The sequence below is a fragment of the Ruegeria sp. CH2 genome, from assembly GCF_056537065.1.
The window spans coordinates 46,380-68,465 of record NZ_JBQFQV010000016.1; the positions used below are offsets into that span (position 1 = coordinate 46,380).

The following is a 22,086-nucleotide window of genomic DNA, read 5'->3' on the forward strand; positions in this document are numbered from 1 at the left end:
GATGGGACGCAAACGCAAGGGTCGCGACATTTCCGGCTGGCTGGTGGTGGACAAGCCCGCGGGCATGACCTCGACCGCCGTGGTCAACAAGGTGCGTTGGGCGATGGATGCCAAAAAGGCGGGCCATGCGGGCACGCTGGATCCTGAGGCGACCGGCGTTCTGGCAATTGCCTTGGGCGAGGCAACCAAGACCGTTCCCTATATCACCGACGCCTTGAAAGCCTATACTTTTACCGTGCGACTGGGGCAGGCCACCAACACGGACGATGCCGAGGGCGAAGTGATCGCGCAAAGCGATGCGCGCCCCTCGGATGATGACATCAAACAGGCGCTGACCCCGTTTCTGGGCGATATCATGCAGGTGCCGCCCAAATTCTCGGCGGTGAAGATCGACGGCCAACGCGCCTATAAACTGGCCCGCGACGGGGAGGATGTGGAACTGACCGCCCGCCCCCTCTGGGTCGAGGAACTGATCCTTGTCGACCGCCCCGACGAAGATCACGTGGTGCTGGAAATGACCTGCGGCAAAGGCGGCTATGTCCGCTCGATTGCCCGCGATCTGGGCGAGGCGCTGGGGTGCCACGGCCACGTCAAGGAACTGCGCCGCATCTGGTCCGGCCCCTTCGAGGCCGAGGACGGGTTAAGCATCGAGCAGATCGACGAGATGGCGAAAACAACCGCGCTGGACGAATATCTGCACCCACTGGAAACCGGCCTGTCCGACCTGCCCGAGCTGAAATGCACCGCCGAGGGGGCAACCCGTCTGCGCAATGGCAATCCGGGCATGGTGCTGGCCTCAGACATTGAATACGGCGACGAGGCCTGGGCATCATTCGACGGCAAGGCCGTGGCCGTTGGCATCTATAAATCCGGTGAATTGCACCCCAGCCGGGTGTTCGTCGACTGAGAGCCGTGTTATGCGAAGGGCATGATCACCCGTTCCCACACCAAGGGCGACGCGCCCTCGACCGCCATATACTCCGATTGCGAGAAATACCGCTATAGCCTGACCCGCATCTGGGACCCTGAAGGGCGCAAGGCATTATTTGTGATGCTGAACCCGTCAACCGCGACCGAGGTGCAGAACGATCCGACGGTTGAACGCTGTGAACGGCGCGCACGCGCGTTGGGGTTCGGGGCGTTTCAGGTCACGAACATCTTTGCGTGGCGCGATACCGACCCGCGCAAGATGCGGGCTGCCGCCGATCCGGTCGGGCCCGAGAATGACGCGGCCATTCTGGACGGCGTGCAATGGGCCGATCAGGTCATCGCGGCCTGGGGCACGCATGGCGCGCATCTGGAGCGTGGCCCTGCGGTGGAAACCCTGTTGCGCGGCACCGGCCAATCGCTGTTCCATCTGGGCCTGACCAAGGACGGCCACCCCAAACATCCGCTTTATATCGCCTATACGCAGCAGCCTGAGCTCTGGTGACAAGGGTTAACCATTTCAAAGGTTTACCTTTGACCCTGTGACGGGCGATATGGGATATTCCACCCTCGGAGCATCATGCTTTCGGAGGGGTTCCATGTTTCTGGCCGGATTGCTTGGACTGGCCGCCATCGGCGGCGCTGCTTACGCGATGAGCGATTTTCTGATCGAAGAGGACGACACGCCGGATGAAAACCCCGAAGGTGAACCATCAGCCGAGGTTGATACTGGTGAGTTTCTGGTCATCGGCGAGGGTGTCGAAGATCCGGAAAGCACCGACACCGAACCTTCGCCGGACAGTGACGAGGCACCCTCCACCGGGACTGTGATCTCGGAGTTTGAAGGCGATCTCGTGATTGCCGGTGACGATGGTTCGGACGTGATTACCGGGCAGGACGGTGTCGATCAGATCAACGGCTATGGCGGGGACGACACGATAAGCGGTGCCAAGGGCAACGACGTTCTGCACGGGGGCGACGGCGCGGATGAGATATCGGGCGGGCAGGGAAATGACATCCTGCACGGTGAGGCGGATGACGACCTCTTGTTCGGAGATGACGGGGAGGACGCCCTTTACGGTCACTTTGGTGACGACACACTGGATGGCGGTGCGGGTGAGGACGAACTGTTTGGCGGTCAGGGCGACGACAGGCTGGACGGTGGCGCAGGGGATGATGCGTTGCAGGGCGGGTTCGGGGACGATGTTCTGAACGGGGGCGAAGGTGAGGATACCGTCTTTGGCGGGGATGGAGACGACTTTGTTTTCGGGATCGAAGAGGGGGCCGCCGAAAGGGATTTCCTGAACGGCGGTGCGGGTGACGATACCATTCTGGCAGGCGGCAAAGACGTGGTAACGGGCGGAGACGGGGCCGATGATATCGTGTTGAACCCAGGCGACGATCAGGTGACCGTGATGGGGTTTCAACCCGGCGAAGACAAGCTGCTGGTGACGTGGGAGGATGAGACCGACCCGGCAATCGAGGTTGAGGTCGACGCCGAAAACGCCAACCTGACAAGGGTTTTCATAGATGGCCAAGAAGTTGCGCAGGTATATGGTGCCGAAGGGATGACAGCGGCCGACATTCAGCTGATCACCGAAGCCCAGTTGGCGCAATACGGGCAGATGGCCTGAGCCCGCAGAAACCCTTTGCCATTTGGGTCAATTGCGCTTATACGCGCCCATCCGCATCGGAATCGGTGCGGTTTTCTCCATGGGCCTGTGCTGGACGACATCCCGGCCTGCGCCATCAACTCTAACCTTTTAAAGGAGACCCCGATGTCGATCACTGCCGCTGAAAAAGCACGCGTCATGCAAGAATTCGCAACCAAAGAAGGCGACACCGGTTCGCCTGAAGTACAGGTTGCTATCCTGACCTCGCGCATCAACACCCTGACCGAGCACTTCAAGACCCACAAGAAAGACAACCACGGTCGTCGTGGTCTGCTGAAAATGGTTGCTCAGCGCCGTAAGCTGCTGGACTACCTGAAGGGCAAGGAAGAGGCGCGTTACCAGGACCTGATCAAAAAGCTGGGCATCCGCCGCTAAACGTATTTGTTACGTTTTGTACCGGTTCTGAACCCCGGTCTGTAAGATTTGTACGCCCGCCCAAATGGCGGGCGTCTTTGATTTCGGGTCAGATCGCCTGCCACTTTTTGTAGGTATCGACCGCCAAGGCGGTGTCGATCACGAACATCGCAACTGCGGTTACCATCGCCAGCATCGACACCCAGAACGACCCGCTTGCCGAGGCGACGGCCAGAGTCATGCCGCCGACGCAGGTGGCAATCGCGGCGGCTTTTTCCAGGCCGCTCATGTCGGTCAGAACGATGCCCGCAAGTTTGGTGAACCCGACAGACGCCTTGGCGACGCCCAGCATGGCCTTCATCATGGCCAGATCGCTGCCCGCCGTTCCGGCCTTGGCGATTGCACCGGCGTGGCGGCTGATCGGACCGCTGCATTTGACAGCAATCCCGGCCCCTGCGCGCGTGACCGTCTTGGTTCCGAGCGCCTGATAAACCCCCAGCGCGGCCATGGCCATCGTGATGATATCGGCAAACGCCTTGGCGGCGGCCCCGATAAACGTGTTCAGCGCGGCTTTCTTGCGCTTTTTCCTGCTGGTGCCCAGCGGTGCCCCCAAAAGCGGCGTGTCCCCTTGCATCAGGATCAGGCTGTCCGCGGTTTCCTGCACTGAAAACGGCGCGGCATCGACGGGAACCGTGGCGGCTTCGGCCTCGGGTATCGGGTCGGGGGACAGGAACCGCGCCTTGATCTGCGCCTGTTGGTCGGCCGGAAGCGCCCGGATATCGGCCCCTTCGTCTGAGGCATAAAGCTCTTCCCATGCGCTTTCCATGATCGCGGCCACGTCCGCCGCGCTTGGTTCGGTGGCCGGGGCTGTCATCAGTGGCATCTTGGGGCCTGCATCAAGGTCGATGTCCTCGACCGCGTCCTCGGGGAGGTTGTCAAGCATCTCGATAAATGACTCGTCGAACACATCAGGGTTGAATGAAATGCCAGAGGCGGAATGGAGCTTCATGGGTAAACCTACTTTCATTAACTTTGACACAATAAGCCTGCACAATAGACGAGTTTTGAAATCTCTCTGTGGTGAACATCACACTTGAACAACCGGTCGCCGCCAACCGGGGGGCGCGGCGTTTCGTGGCCGCAGCAGAACGCGTGTCTGTAGATCAGCCGTTATTCGGGAAGACCGGCCTTTTTCCACCCTTCGCGCCAGCTTTCCGCACAGGCCGGAACGGTAAAGATTGGCAAACTGGTCTGATCCGAGGAAGCGGTGATATCGGGGCGCAATGCTTGCAGGTCGCTTATCGCCGCCTGCGCCGCTGCGGCATCCGACATCTGGCCCAAGGCGGCAATAAGCATCAGGTGGCTCATGACAAATCCTGACCGAACGGCCAGAGCGTCACGCGCTGCGGCGGCGGCCTCGTCATACCGGCGCAGTTGAAAAAGCGCACTTGCCCGGGCGATATGCGCCGCATGGCGCATCGGGTCTTTCGGGCTGAGTTCAATGGCATGTGTTGCGTGTTCCAATGCCTCGTCCGACCGGTTCAACATGCACAGGTTGATGGAGGCGAGCATGTGAACACTTGCAGCATTAGGGTTTTCGGCCAGAGCCTGTTTGAACGCCGCCCGCGCGCGCGGCAAGTCGCGGGCCAGCATCGAGATTGAATGCGCCGCATAAGCCATGGCAATGCCGTCGGCGCGGTCGCTCATGAGAACGCGTTCTGCCGCGCTGATGGCGGCCCTGGGCCCTTCGCCGATGGGATCGAGCCCCTGAACAAGCCGCTGAATGTGCAGCCAGGCCAGCAGCCCTGCGGCAGCGGCGTAATCCGGGTCGCGGTCCAGCGCCAGCGTCGTCAGCCGGATGGCTTCGCGATTGGCGTCATCTGTCAGCAGATGAAAATGCGACTGCGCCTGAAGATAGAGTTCATATGCTTCGAGGTTTTCGGTCGGCTTGGCGCGGGACCGGTTCGTTTCAGCGTGGCGCAGCGAAGGCTCGATCGCCGTGACGACCTCTTGCGTGACCTTGTCCTGAAGGTCGAAGATATCGTCCAGCACCCCGTCAAAGCGATCGGCCCACAGGTGGCTGCCATTTTCCGCATCGATCAACTGCCCGGTGATCCGGACACGCTGTCCCGCGCGGCGGACGGACCCTTCCAGCACATACCGAACCCCGAGCGTCAGGCCGACCTGGCGGATATCCGTCGTTTTTCCCTTGAAGATGAAGGACGAGTTGCGGGCCACGACCATCAGCCAGCGAAAGCGCGACAGTTCCGTGATGATGTCTTCGGTTATACCGTCGGCAAAGAACTCTTGCTCGGGGTCGCCGGACATGTTGTCGAAGGGCAGGACGGCGATCCCCGGGCGGGTGTCGGCGGGTGTTGCAAGATTGGCGGTTGAGCCCTTTGGCCAGCACCAGACACCAACGCGGCGCGTGATGTTCTTTAGCTCGGCCTGCCCGCCGCCGCCGAACAGACCCGCATCACCCCGGTCAAGGCTGTGATGCGCCGTGTCCGAGATCAGGATCTGGTCGGGTTTGGCCAGAGCCTCGAGCCGGGCAGCGACATTGATGCCATCACCGAAGATGTCCTCGCCTTCCGTGATGACCTCACCCGTGTGAATACCGATGCGCAGCCGCAGCCCTTCGGGCTTGTCGCAGGATTGCAGGGCAATCGCAAAATCCGACGCGTCTGACGTTGACTGGAATTCGGCGATCCAGCCATCCCCCATGCTTTTGATCAATGTGCCGTTGTGGGATTCCAGCAGGGCGGTGAGCGTGTCGTCACGGAACGATTTCAGCGCTGCAAGTGTACCCTGCCGGTCCTGATCCATAAGCGCCGAGTACCCGACAACGTCAGCCGCCAGCACTGTCGTAAGCCGTCTTTTCATTCGCACCCCCGATGAAAGTGAGGTTAGCGCAGTGATCCGGTTCTGTCAGGCCATTTCCCGGACGGGGGCAATGGCACGCAGCGCGCCATCATGCGGCCCCTGTGCCTTGCGACGCGCTGCGAGAGGTCAGAGCCTGCCTCAGCATGATCCGGCCAGCTTTTTCGGTTTCGCTTTCCTTCCAACGCATTCTCATGTATGCGCGCGGTATCTGAGACGTTGTGCCCTGACCCCGGCACTCGAACGGAAGATAAATGGGGTCGGCGGCAATGGGGCCGCCATGCAAAACCGGAGACCCGCAGGGGCGGGAGTGCTCCGTTCTAGGATACGCATATGTTTGATGTAACGAAGAAATCGATGCAGTGGGGCGAGGAGACGCTGACACTGGAAACTGGCAAGGTTGCCCGTCAGGCCGACGGCACCGTGATTGCCACGCTGGGCGAAACCAGCGTTATGGCCAACGTGACCTTTGCCAAGAGCCAAAAACCTGGTCAGGACTTTTTCCCGCTGACCGTACATTACCAAGAGAAATATTACGCCGCCGGTAAGGTTCCGGGTGGCTTCTTCAAGCGCGAAGCGCGCCCGACCGAGAAAGAGACGCTGACCGCGCGTCTGATCGACCGTCCGATCCGCCCGCTGTTCGTTGACGGTTTCAAAAACGAAGTGCTGGTGATGTGCACCGTGCTGAGCCACGATCTGGTCAATGATCCCGACATCGTTGCAATGATCGCCGCGTCGGCTGCGCTGACCATTTCCGGCGCGCCGTTCATGGGCCCGATCGCCGGTGCCCGCGTTGGTTTCGTGGATGGCGAATACGTCCTGAACCCGACCGTGGATGACATGCAGGACCTGCGCCTGAACCCTGAACAGCGTCTGGATCTGGTTGTTGCCGGCACCAAAGACGCCGTGATGATGGTGGAATCGGAAGCCTATGAGCTGTCCGAGGCCGAAATGCTGGGTGCCGTGACCTTTGCGCATGCACAGATCCAGCCGGTCATCGACCTGATCATTTCGCTGGCCGAAGACGCCGCGAAAGAGCCGTTTGAATTCGTCGCACCCGATTACTCGGAGCTTTACGCCGCTGTTTCGGCTGCCGGTGAAGAGCAGATGCGCGCCGCGTTCGCGATCACCGACAAGCAGGAGCGCACCGCCGCTGTTGCCGCTGCCCGTGAAGCGATCAAGGAAGCGCTGACCGAGGAACAGCTGGAAGACGCCAATCTTGGCTCGGCGATGAAAAAGCTGGAAGCCGGTATTCTGCGCGGTGACGTCGTCAAGGGCGGCAAGCGCATCGACGGTCGTTCGACCACCGATGTGCGTGCCATCGAAGCCGAAACCTCGCTGCTGCCGCGCACACACGGCTCTGCCCTGTTCACCCGCGGTGAAACTCAGGCGCTGGCCGTGACCACGCTGGGCACCGGCGACGATGAGCAGTTCATCGATGCGCTGCACGGCAACTTCAAATCGAACTTCCTGCTGCATTACAACTTCCCTCCGTACTCGGTGGGTGAAGTGGGCCGAGTGGGTTCGCCCGGCCGTCGCGAAATCGGTCACGGTAAGCTGGCATGGCGCGCGCTTCAGGCGGTTCTGCCTGCGCCGACCGACTTCCCCTATACCATCCGCGTGGTGTCCGAGATCACTGAATCCAACGGCTCCAGCTCGATGGCGTCTGTCTGCGGCGGGTCGCTGTCGATGATGGATGCGGGTGTTCCGCTGAAAGCTCCGGTTGCCGGTGTGGCCATGGGCCTGATCCTGGAAGATGACGGGTCTTACGCGGTTCTGACCGACATTCTGGGTGACGAAGACCACCTGGGCGATATGGACTTTAAGGTTGCGGGTACTGCAAACGGCATCACCTCGCTTCAGATGGACATCAAGGTCGCGGGCATCACGCCTCAGATCATGGAAACCGCCCTAGCACAGGCCAAGGACGGCCGGATGCACATCCTGGGCGAGATGGGCAAAGCCCTGTCCGAGACCAACGAGTTCTCGGTCCACGCGCCGCGCATCGAGACCATGAACATCCCGACCGACAAGATCCGTGAAGTGATCGGTTCGGGCGGCAAGGTCATCCGCGAGATCGTCGAGGTTTCGGGTGCCAAGGTCGACATCAACGACGATGGCGTCATCAAGATCGCATCGCCCGATGGGGAATCGATCAAGAAAGCCTATGACATGATCTGGTCGATCGTGGCCGAGCCGGAAGAAGGTCAGGTCTATACCGGCAAGGTGGTCAAGATCGTCGATTTCGGTGCCTTCGTGAACTTCTTTGGCAAGCGCGACGGTCTGGTCCACGTGTCCCAGATCGAAAACCGCCGCCTGAACCATCCGTCGGATGTTCTGAAGGAAGGTCAGGAAGTGAAGGTCAAGCTGCTGGGCTTTGACGATCGCGGCAAGGTTCGCCTGTCGATGAAAGTGGTCGATCAGGAAACCGGCGAAGAGATCGTTCCCGAGAAGAAAGAAAAGAAAGAGGAAAGCGCAGAGTAATCTGCCCACCCTCTGATTGAATGCGAAAGGCCCCGGTTTCGACCGGGGCTTTTTTTGTCCGCGCGGTCAGGAGTGTCGGGCGTCCCGTGGCTTGGTAAATCAATTATTAACACTTCATGCGTGTATTTACTCAACCATAAGGATGATCATGTTGCATTCAGGGATGCTTTTCGACCGTGGCCTCGATAACCGTTTTCGAAATCAGCGCAGACCCCTACAGCAATAAAAGCGTCGATATTACTGCCGCTTATTCCGTTGATATCACCGACAATGACGCCCTGTTGCAGGATCCCGACCCTGACAGCGCGCAGCTTGATCTGTCGGCCCTGCCCGGTTTTTCCGGGACAAGCCAGAATTTCAGCACCTTCGAAAGCTATTCGGGAACGGTGAACGGGGCGCCTGTCACCTTCATTCTGGTTCAGTTCTCGAACCCGCGCTACATCATCGTCACCTCGGGTCAGGCGCAGCTGAACGATACGATCACGGGGACCAGCTTTGGCGGGACGGCAGCGCCAAGCACCTATCAGACCTTGCCGTCTTTCGTGTGTTTTACCGCCGGGTCCCTGATCCGGACGCCCACCGGGCTGCGCCGTGTCGAAACGCTGAACCCCGGCGACCCGGTTCTTACGGCCAAGGGCCATATCCGCCCGGTGCGCTGGATCGGCAGGCGTCGCTTGTCAGCGCAGGAGTTGCAGCAGGACCCTCATCTTTGCCCTGTCCGGATCATCGCGGGGTGTTTCGGGCCGAACAGCCCAAACCGTGATCTGGTCGTCTCACCACAGCACCGGATCGCCGTCACCTCGGCGATGATGGAGCTGATGCATTGCGAGACCGCGATGCTGGCCCCGGCCAAGGGGTTGATCAACGGGCGGACAATCGTTCAAGAGCTGCCCGCGCAAGGGGTCGAGTATGTCCATATCCTCTTTGACCGGCATGAACTGGTAAACGTCGAAGGCATCTGGTCCGAATCCTTCTATCCCGGTGACACGACACTGGGCGCGATGGCACCTGCCACACGGCGCGAGCTGTTCACCCTGTTCCCGGATCTGGCCTGCGGTGCCGATGGCTATGGATCAACCGCGTTGCCGGTGCTGAAACCCTTCGAGGTTCGGGTGCTGAAGGCGGATCTGACGCTGCCCTGCTGGTCATCGGTCCCGAACACATCTGCGCACGCCGCCTGACAGGGGTGCCGATCAGTGAGCAACCCCGCCGGGCCCATGTTTCAGAAGATGCCACTGGCCATAGCTGTCCTTCAGGTCCAGCTTTATCGCGGCATCAGAGCGGGTCGAGGCGCTGCCAATCTCGGCAATGGAAAACTCGATCCCGCCGGGGATATCGATGCGCACCCGATGCGCGCCGCCGCCATGCGGGGCCTGAATCGGCTGTCCGGTGGATTTCAGAACATCACCAACGGTAACGCTGGCCGTGCGCTCTTCTAGGTCCATCTCGAATTCGATCGGCAGGTAAAGCGTGTCATGAACCGTCTCGCACATTGCCCTGAACACATACCAATGCGTCGCCATCTCTTCGGTTTCTTCACCGTGAAAGACCTTTTCCAGCGCGTCGCGCTGTGCCGGGGTTGCTGCGGGATCAACGATCACCTGCATCTCGCCGCCGCCCTCAAAGATCGGCCCCGGCCAGGCATAGATCAGCGCGGCTTTGGTCCCGCTGAGGTCGGTGTCACCGAAATGCCCTTTGGTCACCTCCAGCACTTCGAACCCCCGGCAATCGCCATGGGTCGGCAACTCTTCGAACTGGCAGGGGCAGGCATAGCCGCAGTTGCAGTTCCCGAAACTCTCTCCTTCAACATACCAATCTGTAAAAGCCATGGTCTTCTCCTGCTTTGAACAGTCCGAAAGCCCGAGGTGATTGGTCGCATGCCTGAGTTTTGCCCCTAAGCACCCTATCACAATTCGGCGCGAACCAGAACCTGAGGGGCCCGAAGAAGCCGATGAACAGCGCTGCCCCAGCCCCGGATCTATTCACTCACGCGCGTCCAAAAACCTGTGAAACGAAGTGATAACCCCGCGCCTTTCCTTTCCGTCAAACCCGCCCACATCGAGGCCAAGCAGAGTTTTGGAGCAACGGAGACAATCATGTTCAAGCACATTTTACTTACCTCAACGGCCCTCGCCGCCAGCGCGACGGCTCTTGCCGCGCAGAGCCTGGGCGACGGCACCTATGTTCAGGGTTTTGTCGGGTACAGCCAGCTGCAGGACAGCGATTTCGCAGGCACGATCGGCGGCACGCCCCAATCCGTCGACACGGAGTTCGACGCGGGATTCGGCCTGGGCGTGGCCATCGGCAAGGAAATCCCGCAATGGTCAAATGACAGGTTCGGCACGCGGATTGAGCTGGAGCTGTCTTACCGCGACAGCGACGTGGATGGTGTGAACTTCTCGGGCAACGGGCCGGGGGCCGAGGGCAATATCTCGGGCGATGTCACGCAGACCTCATTGTTTGCCAATGTGCTGTTCGATTTCAAACAGGCGGGTGCGCTGACGCCCTATGCCGGGTTTGGTCTGGGGGCCACCTATTCGGATCTGGATTTTGCCTATGGGCCCGGTGTGGCGCTGGATGACAGCGACACCACCTTTGCCGCGCAGCTGATCGCCGGTGTGGCTTACGAGATCAACCCGTCAACCGCCTTTACCGTCGACGCCCGCTATGCCCGCGCCTTTGACGTCTCGTCCCGGCGACTGGCCCCGAACGGCGCATTGACCGGCACCGTCGAAGACGATCTGGATACGTTCAGTGTCAATTTCGGGCTTCGGTACAAGTTCTGAGGTCCAGGGGCAGGTCTCCCTTCGGTTACCCTGCCCCCGCCTGCTTCATCTGGCCCCAAATATCCTCGGGGGGAAATCGTGCCGGCAGGCACGATGGGGGGCAGACAGCCCCCCTGACCCGGTAACCGCCTCAGGACGGCGCTTTGGTCTTGCGCAGATAGGGAAAGATCGTCTCGAACGCGCCGAATTTGGCCTTGGCGTCTTCGTTCGACACAGAGGGCGGGATGATCACGTCTTCACCCGGCACCCAGTTGGCAGGTGTTGCGACACCTTTTGACGACATCTGCAACCCGTCCAGCGCGCGCAGGATTTCCGCAAAGTTGCGGCCCACGGTCATCGGATAGGTCATCGACAGTTTCAGCTGCTTGTCAGGGCCGATGATAAAGACCGACCGCACGGTGGCGCTGTCAGCCGGGGTGCGGCCATCGGGCAGGTAGGCTTCGGCAGGCAGCATGTCGAAGGCTTTCGACACCGCCAGACCCTCATCAGCGATGATCGGGAACCCGGGATTGGCCTTGCCGTATTCCTCGATGTCCTTCTTCCACTTCTTGTGGTCTTCAACTCCGTCAACCGATACGCCGATCACCTTGGTGTTGCGCGCGGCCCATTCGTCACTCAGCTGAGCGACGGCCGAGAATTCGGTGGTGCAGACAGGTGTGAAATCCTTGGGGTGCGAGAACAGAATGGCCCAGCTGTCGCCAATCCAGTCGTGAAACTGAATGGTGCCCTGATCTGTTTCTGCGGTGAAGTTCGGGACCGAATCGTTGATGCGCAAACCCATGGGGTATCTCCTTTCCAGTATTAACCTGAGTCGATTGCCCGCAACCTAATCACTTTGCCCATGGGTTAAAACTTGCATCGTGGTCGCGGCCCGGAAATTCACCGGTTTCACAGGAAAAATAATTTGATCAAATCACCTATTGCCCCCTGTTCGCTTGGGTGACAGAGTGTCGGCGAACAGCCGGATTCTAGCTGGACCGACAGGAGGGCTCAGGATGATCGAAAAGCGGAATTTCTTTATCAATGGTCAATGGGTCGCGCCGTCGCAACCCAATGATTTCGAGGTCATCAACCCCTCGACCGAGGAGCCGTGCGCGGTGATCTCACTGGGTGGGCAGGCCGACACGGATGCGGCAGTTGCCGCCGCCAAGGCCGCCCTGCCGGGCTGGATGGCAACGCCGGTAGAGGCCCGCATCGCGCTGGTCGAGAAGCTGATCGACATCTACCAGACCCGCGCGGAAGATCTGGCGCAGGCCATGTCGCTGGAAATGGGCGCGCCGATTGACATGTCGCGCAGCCAGCAGGTTGGTGCAGGCACATGGCATTTGCAGAACTTCATCCGCGCGGCCAAGGCGTTTCAGTTTGAACGCCCTCTGGGGGATCACGCCCCGAATGACCGGATCATCTATGAGGCGGTTGGCGTGGCCGCATTGATCACGCCCTGGAACTGGCCGATGAACCAGGTCACGCTCAAGGTCGGCGCAGCGGCGATTGCGGGCTGCACGATGGTTCTGAAACCCTCCGAGCAAAGCCCGCTGAACGCGATGATCTTTGCCGAGATGATGGACGAGGCAGGGTTCCCGCCCGGTGTCTTCAATCTGGTAAACGGCGATGGCGCGGGCGTCGGCTCGCAGCTGTCGGGTCATCCCGACGTGGATATGGTCAGCTTTACCGGCTCGACCCGTGCGGGTACGGCGATTTCGAAGAACGCGGCGGAAACGCTCAAGAAAGTGCATCTGGAGCTGGGTGGCAAAGGCGCCAATGTGGTCTTTGCCGATGCCGATGAAAAGGCTGTCAAACGCGGCGTGCTGCATATGATGAACAACACCGGCCAAAGCTGTAACGCCCCCAGCCGGATGCTGGTGCAGCGACCGATCTATGATCAGGCTGTTGAGATCGCCGCCGAGGTCGCCAGCAAGGTCACGGTGGGCAGTGCCGCAGAAGAGGGCCGCCATATCGGACCCGTCGTGAATGAGGTTCAGTGGACCAAGATTCAGGACCTGATCCAGAAAGGTATCGACGAAGGGGCGCGGCTGGTCGCGGGCGGCACCGGACGCCCCGAGGGGCTGAACAAGGGCTATTATGTCCGCCCGACGGTCTTTGCCGATGCCAACAACCAGATGACCATCGCGCGCGAGGAAATCTTTGGCCCGGTTCTGACCATGATCCCCTTCGACACCGAGGAAGAGGCTGTCGAGATCGCCAATGACACACCTTATGGCCTGACCAATTATGTGCAGACGCAGGACAAGGCGCGCGCCAACCGCATGGCGCGGGTTCTGCGGTCGGGCATGGTCGAGATGAACGGCCAGTCGCGCAGCGCGGGCTCTCCGTTTGGTGGGATGAAGCAATCCGGCAACGGGCGCGAAGGTGGCGTTTGGGGGCTGGAGGACTTTCTGGAAGTCAAATCCGTCGGCGGCTGGGCGGCTGAATAATACACCCGGCGCAATGCGAGATGAGAGGGCGAGGCAACGCGGTTGCCTCGCCCGTGTTATGTCAGACAGGCCGCACCACTAGCTGGGGTTCCCCGTCGGACGTATGGCGACGGGAACGACCGTCCCAACCAATCTCGCCGGTCACGCGCTGGCGATAGGCCGAGAAACTGTCGAACCGGACCACATCGACAGGCGTGTCGAACTGTAGGGTCACCCGGCGGTGCGCACCGTCCCCCAGCATGGTCAGACCACGAATTTCCGCCGTGAACGGCTGGCCCAGGTAGCGACCTTCGACCCGGTCCCCCACACGCAAGCGCATCCGGTTGCCCGCCATCGCGTGCAATGTGTTCCAGTCGCGCACCCCATGTTGATGCGCCACCAGTTCCAGGGCCTGACCGTGCGACAGCTGAACGCCGGTGTCGCGCAGTTTCCGTCGCAGGCGTTTGGCCTGCTCTTTCAGCTCCTCCAGCGGAGCGATGTGTTGTGACAGTGTCATGATTTGCCTCGTTTCCTTGAACGGGCGCGAGTTTAGGACGGGGTTCGCATTACCATCCGCGCGCAGGGAAAGGGCAACAGATGTTTGTTCAACCGGGTTTCACCAAAGCCAATGGCCGCGAACGGCAGGGGACCCGAACCTGCGGTGCTTTTTGGCAGCGGTCGGGCCTGCTGTCAATCAGGCGTCGGCCTGTGCCGCCTCATAGGCCAGCATGGCCCGTTTGACCGGCAGACCCCAGTGATAGCCGCCCAACCCCCCGGATTTGCGCAGGGCGCGGTGACACGGGATCAGCCAGCTGACTGGGTTGCGCCCGACCGCCGTGCCCACGGCGCGCACGGCCTGTGGTGAACCCACGCGCAGCGCGATTTCGGAATAGGTCGTCACCTGCCCCGACGGGATGTGCATCAGTGCTTCCCACACTTTGATCTGCAAGGGCGAGCCGATCAGGTAGAGCGGTGTCGGCTCTGACCGGTCGCTGGCCGTGCCGAATGCGCTGAGAACCCAGGGTCGCAGGCGCATCGGATCTTCGACATAATCCGCGTTGGGCCAGCGCGAGACCATATCCTCCATCGCCGCCTTCTCTCCGGTTTCAGCCCCGAAGGCGATACCGCAGATGCCCTTGTCGGTGCCCATGACCAGCGCGGGGCCAAAGGGGCATTCGAACCAGCCCCAGTAGATCGTCAGACCCGCGCCCCTGCGGGCATATTCGCCGGGGCTCATGGATTCCCATTTCAGGAACAGATCATGCAGGCGGCCACTGCCGGACAGGCCTACGTTATGGGCGGTTTCAAGCGTGGTGAACCGTTCGCGCAGCAGCGCCTTGGCATGGCCCAGCGTCAGGTATTGCTGATACCGTTTTGGCGACACTCCGGTCCAACGCGAGAACAGGCGCTGGAAATGGGCCGGGCTCATATCCATCTGGCGGGCCAACTCATCAAGGCTCAGGCCCTCGCCGCCCTGATCGATCAGCTCGATTGCCCGGCGCATGACGTTGTAGTGGTATCCGCTTTCGGGGGTCTGAACGTTCATGGTTGCACCTCGTTGTCTGGCACAAACCATAGCGCGCGCGACACGCTGCCGCGACCCGGAACTTGCGCATTGGCTTTGGGCTTGTGTCGCGGCCCCTCGGGCGGCATTAAGGCCCGGATGGCAAAGCAACTCGACTATCATACGATCCGCGAGATCTTTACGCGCTTTCAGGAAGCCGACCCCGAACCCAAGGGCGAGCTTGAGCATGTGAATGTCTACACGCTGGTCGTGGCCGTGGCGCTGTCGGCGCAGGCAACCGATGCGGGGGTCAACAAGGCGACGCGCGACTTGTTCAAGATCGCCGATACGCCGCAAAAGATGCTGGATCTGGGCGAAGAGGGCCTGATCGAGCATATCAAGACCATCGGCCTGTTCCGCCAGAAGGCCAAGAACGTCATCAAGCTGAGCCGTATTCTGGTCGAAGACTATGGCGGTGAAGTTCCAAATTCCCGTGCAGCGCTGCAATCGCTGCCGGGTGTCGGGCGCAAGACCGCCAACGTTGTGCTGAACATGTGGTGGCGGCAGCCGGCGCAGGCTGTGGACACGCATATCTTTCGCGTCGGCAACCGCACCGGCATCTGCCCCGGCAAGGACGTGGACGCGGTCGAGCGCGCCATCGAAGACAATATCCCCGCCGATTTTCAACTCCATGCGCATCACTGGCTGATCCTGCATGGCCGGTACCATTGCAAGGCGCGCAAGCCGCAATGCCCGACCTGTATCATCCGTGATCTCTGTCAATTCGAGGACAAGACATTATGAAAACCTACCAGCTGACCGGTATCGGAAATGCCGTTGTGGACGTGATCTCGCAGGCCGATGACAGTTTCCTGGAACTGATGGGCATTGAAAAAGGCATCATGCAACTGATCGAGCAGGAGCGCGGCGAGCTTCTGTATGCCTCGATGGAGCGCCGGGTGCAGACGCCGGGCGGGTCCGTTGCCAACACGATTGCGGGCGCAGGTGCGCTGGGGTTGGATGCCGCCTTTATCGGGCGGGTGCATGACGACGCGCTGGGCCGGTTCTATGCGGATGCGATGAACGAAGATGGCGTCGATTTCGTGAACCCGCCGGTTCCGGGCGGGGAATTGCCAACCTCGCGCTCGATGATCTTTGTCTCGCCCGATGGCGAGCGGTCGATGAACACCTATCTGGGCATCTCTTCGGAACTGTCGTCGCATGACGTGCCCGATGAGGTCGCCGGAAGCAGCCAGATCATGTTCCTTGAGGGCTATCTGTTTGACAAGGAAAAGGGAAAGGCCGCGTTTCTTGAGGCCGCGCGCGCCTGCCACAAGGGTGGCGGCAAGACCGGGATCGCCATTTCCGACCCGTTTTGCGTGGAACGGCACCGGGTCGATTTCCTGCTGCTGATCGAGAATGAGCTGGATTTCGTCATCGGCAACGAGGCTGAAATCAAATCGCTGTTTGAAACCGACGATCTGGAAGAGGCGCTGATCAAGACCGCCGAAATTTGCCCGCTGGTGGTTTGCACCCGCTCGGGTGATGGCGTGACCGTCCTGAACGGAGGCGCGCGCATCGACGTGCCGGTCAAGAGGATCGTGCCAGTAGACGCAACAGGTGCCGGTGACCAGTTCGCTGCGGGGTTCCTGTATGGAATGGCCACAGGGCGCGATTACGAGACATGCGCCAGGATCGGCAACGTCTGCGCCCGCGAGGTCATCAGCCATATCGGCCCAAGACCCGAGGCTGATATGCTGGAATTGTTGCGGGAAGAAGGGCTGCTTTGAGCCCATTTTGTTGAAAGACTCCTCCTTTATCGAAGGCTGAACGGCCAATCCGCATGTTGCGGGCTGGGTATTGCGTTGTGATCCGGTCCGCGCGGTGGTTTTGTGAAGAGGCGCAACTGGCTTGAAGTCATTCGGACTATGGTTGCCCACTCATAGAAGCGTGCTGCCTTTTTGAGCGTCCAATCATTCTCACCCTTAAGGGTGTTTGTTTGCTTTAACCTCTGTCTACGCGCAAGTGCCTTGGATTTTGGTCTTCGTTGCCCCAAGTTTGCGCCGGAGCACACAACGCGGACCCAGAAACACGTGCGGCGTGCCAGTGTCGATTGGCGCGTGGACGAGAGGCATATCCTGGTCGGTGGCAAAAGCGGGACCCATCAACGCATGCAACAGTCCCGCAATGCCGGTGTATCCGTAGAAGTCTGAACGTCAATGAACGCTTTGTTTTTTTAGCCGAGTTGTTTGGTCCACAAAACAACGCGTTCGATCTCTTGGATCAGGCAATCCTGAAAATCCCTGTCTATATGTGAAGCGTTGATGCCAATTGGTTCAACGACCGCAAACCGATAGAGAGGAAGGTCCTCTACGATCCGCGGCCGTCCTTTGTTCCCTTGCAACCAATGAAAAGCCGTAAATGCATCCACGAGAGGCAACCCACCGCAGGATTTGCTAAGAGAAAGTGCAGCTAAAGATGTTTCGACAGTCACCGGTGGGCGCTCACCCTCTAGCAAGTCACTTAGCGACAAAGCACTCTCAACTTCGTTGCGCAGCCCGATGATCTGATAGGGCGCCATCTGTTCCAGTGTCAGCGCCCCCTGACCTGCGGCTAAAGGGTGACCTTCGGGAACAAAACAAATATGTGGTAAGCTTCCCTCAAACAGGACGTTCATTTGCTTCAGAGAGCGCGAAACATAGGCGAAGCCTGTTCTCATCGCGCCGAAACGGGCATAGTCCAGTATCCAGTTTGAAGATCGTACCCGCCAATCGATCCGGATGTTCTTTTCCGCTATGTTCAGCCGTCTCAGGGCCTGAGGCACGAGGTCTAATGAGGCGGCGGTTATTGTGGCAATTGACAAGGACCCGCGATCCTTCCGAGCGATCTGAGAGGCGATCTCGTCCAAGTTCGCAAGGGCCGAAAAATTGCGTTTAACCTCTTGATAGAATTCTTCCGCTTCGGGGAGCGGTGTCACACCCTTACTCCGGCGACGAAACAAAGGAACGCCAAACTCCCGCTCCAGATCCGACAAAAGCCGGCTGACGCTGGGTTGTGACAGATTCAACCTGCGACCAGCAGCGGAAACCGACCCGGTTTGCATGATCGCAGAGAAGACGTTGAGTTGGTTATGGGTGAACATAGGTATTCGATTAACAAATATCAGTCGAAACAGATAGTATTATTTCAAATGTAAGCGCTGTGGTACTGTCCCGTTGTTTCGGAGGGCAGCGCCAAGAATGAAGAAAAATGTCATTTTGATTATGACGGACCAGCAACGCGCGAACAGTCTGGGCTGCACCGGAAACAAGCATGTCAGGACACCGAATATAGACGCACTGGCCCAGCGGGGCGCCGTCTTTACCAAGCATTTCACACCGCACCAGATCTGCTCTCCAAGCCGGTCCACTTTGTTCAGCGGTCAGTATGCAAGGTCGCACGGCCTGACGCGCAACGGGGTTGCCCTGCCTGAGGATCTGAAACTGATCACCCATGACTTTCAGGCCATGGGGTACAAGACCCATGGGGTTGGGAAATTCCACTTCCAACCTATTCTGGCCGGGCCAGAGCATCTTATGCCGGATTCAAACGCCTTTTGGGACTTACCGGAAAGTGAGGGATGGTGCGGCCCCTTTTACGGGTTCGACGCGGTCGACATTCTGATTGGAGAATCCGTTAGTGCCACAAAGGGTGGGCATTATGCCCGTTGGCTGGAATCTGTCGCGCCGGGAGCGGCCGAGCTCTATCTCCCGGAAAACGCGCTTGAACCGCAATGTGGGGATATTGACGAAGTTTGGAAATCGGCCATCCCTTTCGACTTGCATTACAACTCTTGGATCACAGATCGGGCCTGCGAGTTCCTGACCGAAAATGACGGGTCAGACCCGTTCTTTCTGTTTGTTTCCTTTCCCGATCCGCACCATCCTTTTTCCCCCCCTGCGCCATGGTGCGACATGTACGATCCGGCGGACATGCCAATGCCCTCATATGTGCCTGATGAGCTGTCAGCGATGCCGTCTTTCCTGCGCGACGGCGATGATGAGGAAAAAGGTAAAAGCTATGTGGACTTCCTGCGCGATCCGGGACCACCGCGAGAACAGGGTTTTTTGCAGACAACATCGAACTTCTCGGACGATTCAATTCGCCGTGCGATCGCGTATACCAATGGAATGATTTCGATGATTGACGCTTGCGTCGGCCGGATCATGGCACAGGCGGAGCATCAGGGTCTCCTTGAAGACACCGTTGTCATTTTCACCTCGGATCATGGCGAGTTGTTGGGTGATCACGGGCTTATCCGAAAAGGCCCCAGCCCCTACAGATCGCTTTTGCACGTACCGCTGATCGCTGCAGGTCCGGGGATCGAGCCTGGCGAACGTCACGGGACAACAAGTCATCTGGATCTGCGCGCGACCCTGCAGGATTTTTTGGAGCTGGAGTATCAGCCGACCGAAGGGGTCTCTTTCGCTCACCTGATGACGCAGGCAGATGGCCCGGGGCGTCGGGCGTTTTTTGCCGAATATCACCCACGTACGCGCATGGACACTTACAACCAGACGGTAATGACAGACGAATGGCGTGTCACAATCTATCCTCAAAACGCAGACTGGGGAGAGATGTTCGATCTTCGCAACGATCCGGGTGAACACGTCAATCTCTTCTTCAAAGAAGAATACCGCAGCACGCGTGACGAGATCATTGAAAAATTGTCACGACACTTTCCGCCAGCTGCGGATGCAGGCGGAGTGTCACTTGCAACCTACTAATCAAATCTGAGCTCTCAAACGACAACGGGGAAGTCACCATGAACGAACATATCAAATATCTGGCAAAACAGGCAGCGCTTGGCAAAATGCCCCGCCGTGAATTTCTTGGGAAGGCATCCGCCTTGGGGCTGGCTGCTGCAACAGCCAATCTGGCGATGTCGTCAGCGGTCAAAGCCGCTGGTCCACAAAAAGGTGGCACCATTCGCGTTGGCATCCAAGGCGGCGGCACAACTGACAGCCTTGATCCTGCGACCGCCGCAAACTCAACCGCTAATATGGTCGCCCGCCTTTGGGGTGAGACGCTCTTGACGCTTGCACCTGATGGCGGCCTTGAGCCCAAGGTCGCAGAAAGCTTTGAGGCTTCTGCCGACGCAAAAACGTGGACGTTCAAGATACGAGACGGCATCACCTTCTCAAACGGTCAGCCCGTCACTGCCGAGGATGTTCTACAGACCATTGACCGACACTCGAACGAAGAGACCAAATCCGGGGCGTTGGGCTTGTTGCGTGGTATCGCAAATATGCGAACGGATGGCGACCTGTTCATCGTCGAGCTGGAAGCGCCCAATGCGGACCTTCCATATCTGCTTTCGGATTATCACCTCGTCATTCAGCCTGGTGGCGGTAAAGAGGACCCAGCTGCTGCAATTGGCACCGGTCCTTATGTTTTGAAAGCCGCCGATATGGGTGTGCGTTTCGTGGCTGAACACAACCCCAACCATTGGGATGACACGATTGGTCATGCCGGCACGATCGAAGTGATTGTCATCAACGACAACACCGCACGAGTCGCGGCGCTGCAATCTGGTCAGGTCGATATGATTGACCGTGTGCCGCCCCGTACTGCACGTCTTGTTGACCGCGCGCCCGGTATCGCGGTGCGCTCTACGTCTGACGCAGGTCATTACGTGTTTATCATGCACGTCAATACCGCGCCGTTCGACAACCATGATCTGCGTATGGCCTTGAAATACGCCATCAATCGTCAGGAAATGGTGGACAAGATCCTCTTCGGCTACGGCTCTGTGGGCAATGACACACCCATCAACAGCTCTTATCCCCTCGCAACTGAGTTCGAACAGCGCGAATACGACCCGGACAAGGCGGCGTTCCACTTCAAGAAATCGGGTCATAGCGGGCCGGTCACGCTTCGGTCGTCCGAGAATTCGTTCCCCGGCGCATTGGATGCGGCTGCGTTGTTCCAGCAGTCCGCAGCTGCCGCGGGCATAACGCTGGATGTGAAGCGCGAGCCCAATGACGGCTACTGGTCTGAAGTTTGGAACAAGCAACCTTTCTGCACCAGTTACTGGGGTGGCCGTCCGGTTCAGGACCAAATGCTGTCCACAGCATATTTGTCCACAGCGGATTGGAACGACACCCGGTTCTTCAACGAGCGTTTCGATCAAATCGTCATCGCAGCGCGCGCCGAACTCGATGATGCGAAGCGCAAGGAAATGTACGCAGAAGCCTCAGCGTTGATCCGTGATGATGGTGGTCTGATCTGTCCGATGTTCAACGACTTTGTCGGTGCGACTTCAGATCGGATCAGCGGTTGGGTTGACGATCACAAGGGCTTTGACCTGATGGATTTCCGCGCACCGTTGAAGATGTGGGTCGCCGCTTAAACGCGCGGTTTTCGGGTTTGACCATGAACAGGCGCAGTTCTTATCCCGAACTGCGCCTGTTCAATTGCGACTCGAACCAGCGTTTCAAAAGAAATGGCACGTGTCGGGCATTGATTGGCATCCCATGCCCTGGCGAGAGGAACTACGACTTGAATAGAGCCGCTGCGGGTCTGATCCGATCCGTGCTGGTAAGGAGGGCTCAAGGATCACTTACTGTGAGTGCCAACCCGCAGCGACTGAGCGCATGTAAGAGTTGCAAACTGACACGTAAGGGGGAAGAAAACGCCGTCTGACGTCACTTTTTGAGCGATTAGTCGAAAAATCAAATCGCTGCTTACGTTTGCGTAAACTTCTTAATGGCCACAACAACTGAATCGACGTTGCGTCAATAAAACGATACGCGAAAAGCGCGAGAAGATACTCACCGCGACAACTGTTTATCACGAAGTCAGGCCAACTCCTGCTCGGTTGGTTTGGCACTGCTGCGCCGCTCATATTTCTCCACTGCCAACGGTTGTCTTTGGCATCTTTCTCGCCGTGGCTCCGCTTGGCTCCGGGTTTCTGTCTCATCTCCACGCCTTGGTGGACCTGTCCCGTTTTTGTGCCGCCCCAAGTGCTCGTTTAAGCCACTTTCCTTTCGAATGCGACAGGGCTTTTCCAGCCCAATGCTGAG

General features: G+C 59.1%; 19 protein-coding genes and 1 pseudogene. 13 read left to right on the top strand and 7 right to left on the bottom strand.

Annotated features, from left to right (window positions below):
- Window position 1: 1 nt before the first annotated feature.
- From truB to rpsO, 4 genes are all read left to right on the top strand, one after another.
- Window positions 2-907, top strand: coding sequence for a tRNA pseudouridine(55) synthase TruB (gene truB / locus ACR0M9_RS17945; protein WP_480774280.1), 906 nt, complete (start codon window positions 2-4; stop codon window positions 905-907).
- Between the two features lie 21 nt (window positions 908-928).
- Entirely contained in the window at window positions 929-1,432 is a 504-nt protein-coding gene (locus ACR0M9_RS17950) for a DUF1643 domain-containing protein (RefSeq protein ID WP_209598417.1), read from the top strand.
- A gap of 94 nt (window positions 1,433-1,526) precedes the next feature.
- Complete coding sequence (locus ACR0M9_RS17955) at window positions 1,527-2,561, top strand: calcium-binding protein (RefSeq protein WP_480774269.1); 1,035 nt, start codon at window positions 1,527-1,529, stop codon at window positions 2,559-2,561.
- A 144-nt stretch (window positions 2,562-2,705) separates the two neighbouring features.
- The gene (rpsO, locus tag ACR0M9_RS17960; RefSeq protein ID WP_170329634.1) at window positions 2,706-2,975 is read left to right on the top strand and encodes a 30S ribosomal protein S15; all 270 of its coding nucleotides are present in this window, start codon (window positions 2,706-2,708) and stop codon (window positions 2,973-2,975) included.
- Window positions 2,976-3,063: 88 nt separating this feature from the next.
- Here the strand turns inward: rpsO and ACR0M9_RS17965 are convergent, their stop codons facing one another.
- On the bottom strand, window positions 3,064-3,963 hold the full coding sequence (locus tag ACR0M9_RS17965; protein ID WP_480560525.1) for a hypothetical protein: 900 nt from the start codon (window positions 3,961-3,963) through the stop codon (window positions 3,064-3,066).
- A gap of 161 nt (window positions 3,964-4,124) precedes the next feature.
- Entirely contained in the window at window positions 4,125-5,837 is a 1,713-nt protein-coding gene (locus tag ACR0M9_RS17970) for an adenylate/guanylate cyclase domain-containing protein (RefSeq protein ID WP_480774270.1), read from the bottom strand.
- Window positions 5,838-6,167: 330 nt separating this feature from the next.
- On the opposite strand from ACR0M9_RS17970, the gene pnp reads away from it, so the two are divergent.
- Complete coding sequence (gene pnp, locus ACR0M9_RS17975; protein WP_209505097.1) at window positions 6,168-8,318, top strand: polyribonucleotide nucleotidyltransferase; 2,151 nt, start codon at window positions 6,168-6,170, stop codon at window positions 8,316-8,318.
- Between the two features lie 176 nt (window positions 8,319-8,494).
- On the top strand, window positions 8,495-9,499 hold the full coding sequence (locus ACR0M9_RS17980) for a Hint domain-containing protein (RefSeq protein ID WP_480774271.1): 1,005 nt from the start codon (window positions 8,495-8,497) through the stop codon (window positions 9,497-9,499).
- A gap of 12 nt (window positions 9,500-9,511) precedes the next feature.
- Here the strand turns inward: ACR0M9_RS17980 and ACR0M9_RS17985 are convergent, their stop codons facing one another.
- Complete coding sequence (locus ACR0M9_RS17985) at window positions 9,512-10,147, bottom strand: DUF1326 domain-containing protein (RefSeq protein ID WP_480482813.1); 636 nt, start codon at window positions 10,145-10,147, stop codon at window positions 9,512-9,514.
- 267 nt (window positions 10,148-10,414) lie between these two features.
- On the opposite strand from ACR0M9_RS17985, the gene ACR0M9_RS17990 reads away from it, so the two are divergent.
- Window positions 10,415-11,104, top strand: coding sequence for an outer membrane protein (locus ACR0M9_RS17990; RefSeq protein WP_480482811.1), 690 nt, complete (start codon window positions 10,415-10,417; stop codon window positions 11,102-11,104).
- 130 nt (window positions 11,105-11,234) lie between these two features.
- Here the strand turns inward: ACR0M9_RS17990 and ACR0M9_RS17995 are convergent, their stop codons facing one another.
- The gene (locus ACR0M9_RS17995; protein ID WP_480774272.1) at window positions 11,235-11,885 is read right to left on the bottom strand and encodes a peroxiredoxin; all 651 of its coding nucleotides are present in this window, start codon (window positions 11,883-11,885) and stop codon (window positions 11,235-11,237) included.
- Between the two features lie 214 nt (window positions 11,886-12,099).
- Here ACR0M9_RS17995 and ACR0M9_RS18000 point away from each other — a divergent pair, with 214 nt between their 5' ends.
- Window positions 12,100-13,539 (top strand): aldehyde dehydrogenase family protein, encoded by a 1,440-nt coding sequence (locus ACR0M9_RS18000; RefSeq protein ID WP_480774273.1) that lies wholly within the window; start codon window positions 12,100-12,102, stop codon window positions 13,537-13,539.
- A 61-nt stretch (window positions 13,540-13,600) separates the two neighbouring features.
- Here ACR0M9_RS18000 and ACR0M9_RS18005 read toward each other — a convergent pair whose 3' ends face one another.
- Window positions 13,601-14,035, bottom strand: coding sequence for a glyoxalase superfamily protein (locus ACR0M9_RS18005; RefSeq protein ID WP_480774274.1), 435 nt, complete (start codon window positions 14,033-14,035; stop codon window positions 13,601-13,603).
- Window positions 14,036-14,212: 177 nt separating this feature from the next.
- Entirely contained in the window at window positions 14,213-15,064 is an 852-nt protein-coding gene (locus ACR0M9_RS18010; RefSeq protein ID WP_480774275.1) for a bifunctional helix-turn-helix domain-containing protein/methylated-DNA--[protein]-cysteine S-methyltransferase, read from the bottom strand.
- Window positions 15,065-15,181: 117 nt separating this feature from the next.
- Here ACR0M9_RS18010 and nth point away from each other — a divergent pair, with 117 nt between their 5' ends.
- The 3 genes and pseudogenes from nth to ACR0M9_RS18025 form a co-directional block, all read left to right on the top strand.
- The gene (nth, locus tag ACR0M9_RS18015) at window positions 15,182-15,826 is read left to right on the top strand and encodes an endonuclease III (protein ID WP_209598429.1); all 645 of its coding nucleotides are present in this window, start codon (window positions 15,182-15,184) and stop codon (window positions 15,824-15,826) included.
- Window positions 15,823-16,812 (top strand): adenosine kinase, encoded by a 990-nt coding sequence (locus ACR0M9_RS18020; RefSeq protein ID WP_480774276.1) that lies wholly within the window; start codon window positions 15,823-15,825, stop codon window positions 16,810-16,812. The genes nth and ACR0M9_RS18020 overlap by 4 nt, the downstream gene beginning before the upstream one ends.
- 264 nt (window positions 16,813-17,076) lie before the next feature.
- Window positions 17,077-17,175, top strand: a pseudogene (locus ACR0M9_RS18025) (IS6 family transposase); the annotation flags it as partial.
- Window positions 17,176-17,258: 83 nt separating this feature from the next.
- Here the strand turns inward: ACR0M9_RS18025 and ACR0M9_RS18030 are convergent.
- Window positions 17,259-18,164 (bottom strand): LysR family transcriptional regulator, encoded by a 906-nt coding sequence (locus tag ACR0M9_RS18030; protein ID WP_480774277.1) that lies wholly within the window; start codon window positions 18,162-18,164, stop codon window positions 17,259-17,261.
- A 97-nt stretch (window positions 18,165-18,261) separates the two neighbouring features.
- On the opposite strand from ACR0M9_RS18030, the gene ACR0M9_RS18035 reads away from it, so the two are divergent.
- Window positions 18,262-19,788, top strand: a complete 1,527-nt coding sequence (locus ACR0M9_RS18035; RefSeq protein WP_480774278.1) for a sulfatase family protein — start codon at window positions 18,262-18,264, stop codon at window positions 19,786-19,788.
- Between the two features lie 38 nt (window positions 19,789-19,826).
- Window positions 19,827-21,413 (top strand): ABC transporter substrate-binding protein, encoded by a 1,587-nt coding sequence (locus ACR0M9_RS18040; RefSeq protein ID WP_480774279.1) that lies wholly within the window; start codon window positions 19,827-19,829, stop codon window positions 21,411-21,413.
- Window positions 21,414-22,086 lie beyond the last annotated feature (673 nt).

Bases quoted from the DNA above. Each gene is read 5' to 3' on its own strand.
- truB (WP_480774280.1), top strand. From the start codon at position 2: ATGGGACGCAAACGCAAGGGTCGCGACATTTCCGGCTGGCTGGTGGTG.
- ACR0M9_RS17950 (WP_209598417.1), top strand. From the start codon at position 929: ATGATCACCCGTTCCCACACCAAGGGCGACGCGCCCTCGACCGCCATA.
- ACR0M9_RS17955 (WP_480774269.1), top strand. From the start codon at position 1,527: ATGTTTCTGGCCGGATTGCTTGGACTGGCCGCCATCGGCGGCGCTGCT.
- rpsO (WP_170329634.1), top strand. From the start codon at position 2,706: ATGTCGATCACTGCCGCTGAAAAAGCACGCGTCATGCAAGAATTCGCA.
- ACR0M9_RS17965 (WP_480560525.1), bottom strand. From the start codon at position 3,963: ATGAAGCTCCATTCCGCCTCTGGCATTTCATTCAACCCTGATGTGTTC.
- ACR0M9_RS17970 (WP_480774270.1), bottom strand. From the start codon at position 5,837: ATGAAAAGACGGCTTACGACAGTGCTGGCGGCTGACGTTGTCGGGTAC.
- pnp (WP_209505097.1), top strand. From the start codon at position 6,168: ATGTTTGATGTAACGAAGAAATCGATGCAGTGGGGCGAGGAGACGCTG.
- ACR0M9_RS17985 (WP_480482813.1), bottom strand. From the start codon at position 10,147: ATGGCTTTTACAGATTGGTATGTTGAAGGAGAGAGTTTCGGGAACTGC.
- ACR0M9_RS17990 (WP_480482811.1), top strand. From the start codon at position 10,415: ATGTTCAAGCACATTTTACTTACCTCAACGGCCCTCGCCGCCAGCGCG.
- ACR0M9_RS17995 (WP_480774272.1), bottom strand. From the start codon at position 11,885: ATGGGTTTGCGCATCAACGATTCGGTCCCGAACTTCACCGCAGAAACA.
- ACR0M9_RS18000 (WP_480774273.1), top strand. From the start codon at position 12,100: ATGATCGAAAAGCGGAATTTCTTTATCAATGGTCAATGGGTCGCGCCG.
- ACR0M9_RS18005 (WP_480774274.1), bottom strand. From the start codon at position 14,035: ATGACACTGTCACAACACATCGCTCCGCTGGAGGAGCTGAAAGAGCAG.
- ACR0M9_RS18010 (WP_480774275.1), bottom strand. From the start codon at position 15,064: ATGAACGTTCAGACCCCCGAAAGCGGATACCACTACAACGTCATGCGC.
- nth (WP_209598429.1), top strand. From the start codon at position 15,182: ATGGCAAAGCAACTCGACTATCATACGATCCGCGAGATCTTTACGCGC.
- ACR0M9_RS18020 (WP_480774276.1), top strand. From the start codon at position 15,823: ATGAAAACCTACCAGCTGACCGGTATCGGAAATGCCGTTGTGGACGTG.
- ACR0M9_RS18030 (WP_480774277.1), bottom strand. From the start codon at position 18,164: ATGTTCACCCATAACCAACTCAACGTCTTCTCTGCGATCATGCAAACC.
- ACR0M9_RS18035 (WP_480774278.1), top strand. From the start codon at position 18,262: ATGAAGAAAAATGTCATTTTGATTATGACGGACCAGCAACGCGCGAAC.
- ACR0M9_RS18040 (WP_480774279.1), top strand. From the start codon at position 19,827: ATGAACGAACATATCAAATATCTGGCAAAACAGGCAGCGCTTGGCAAA.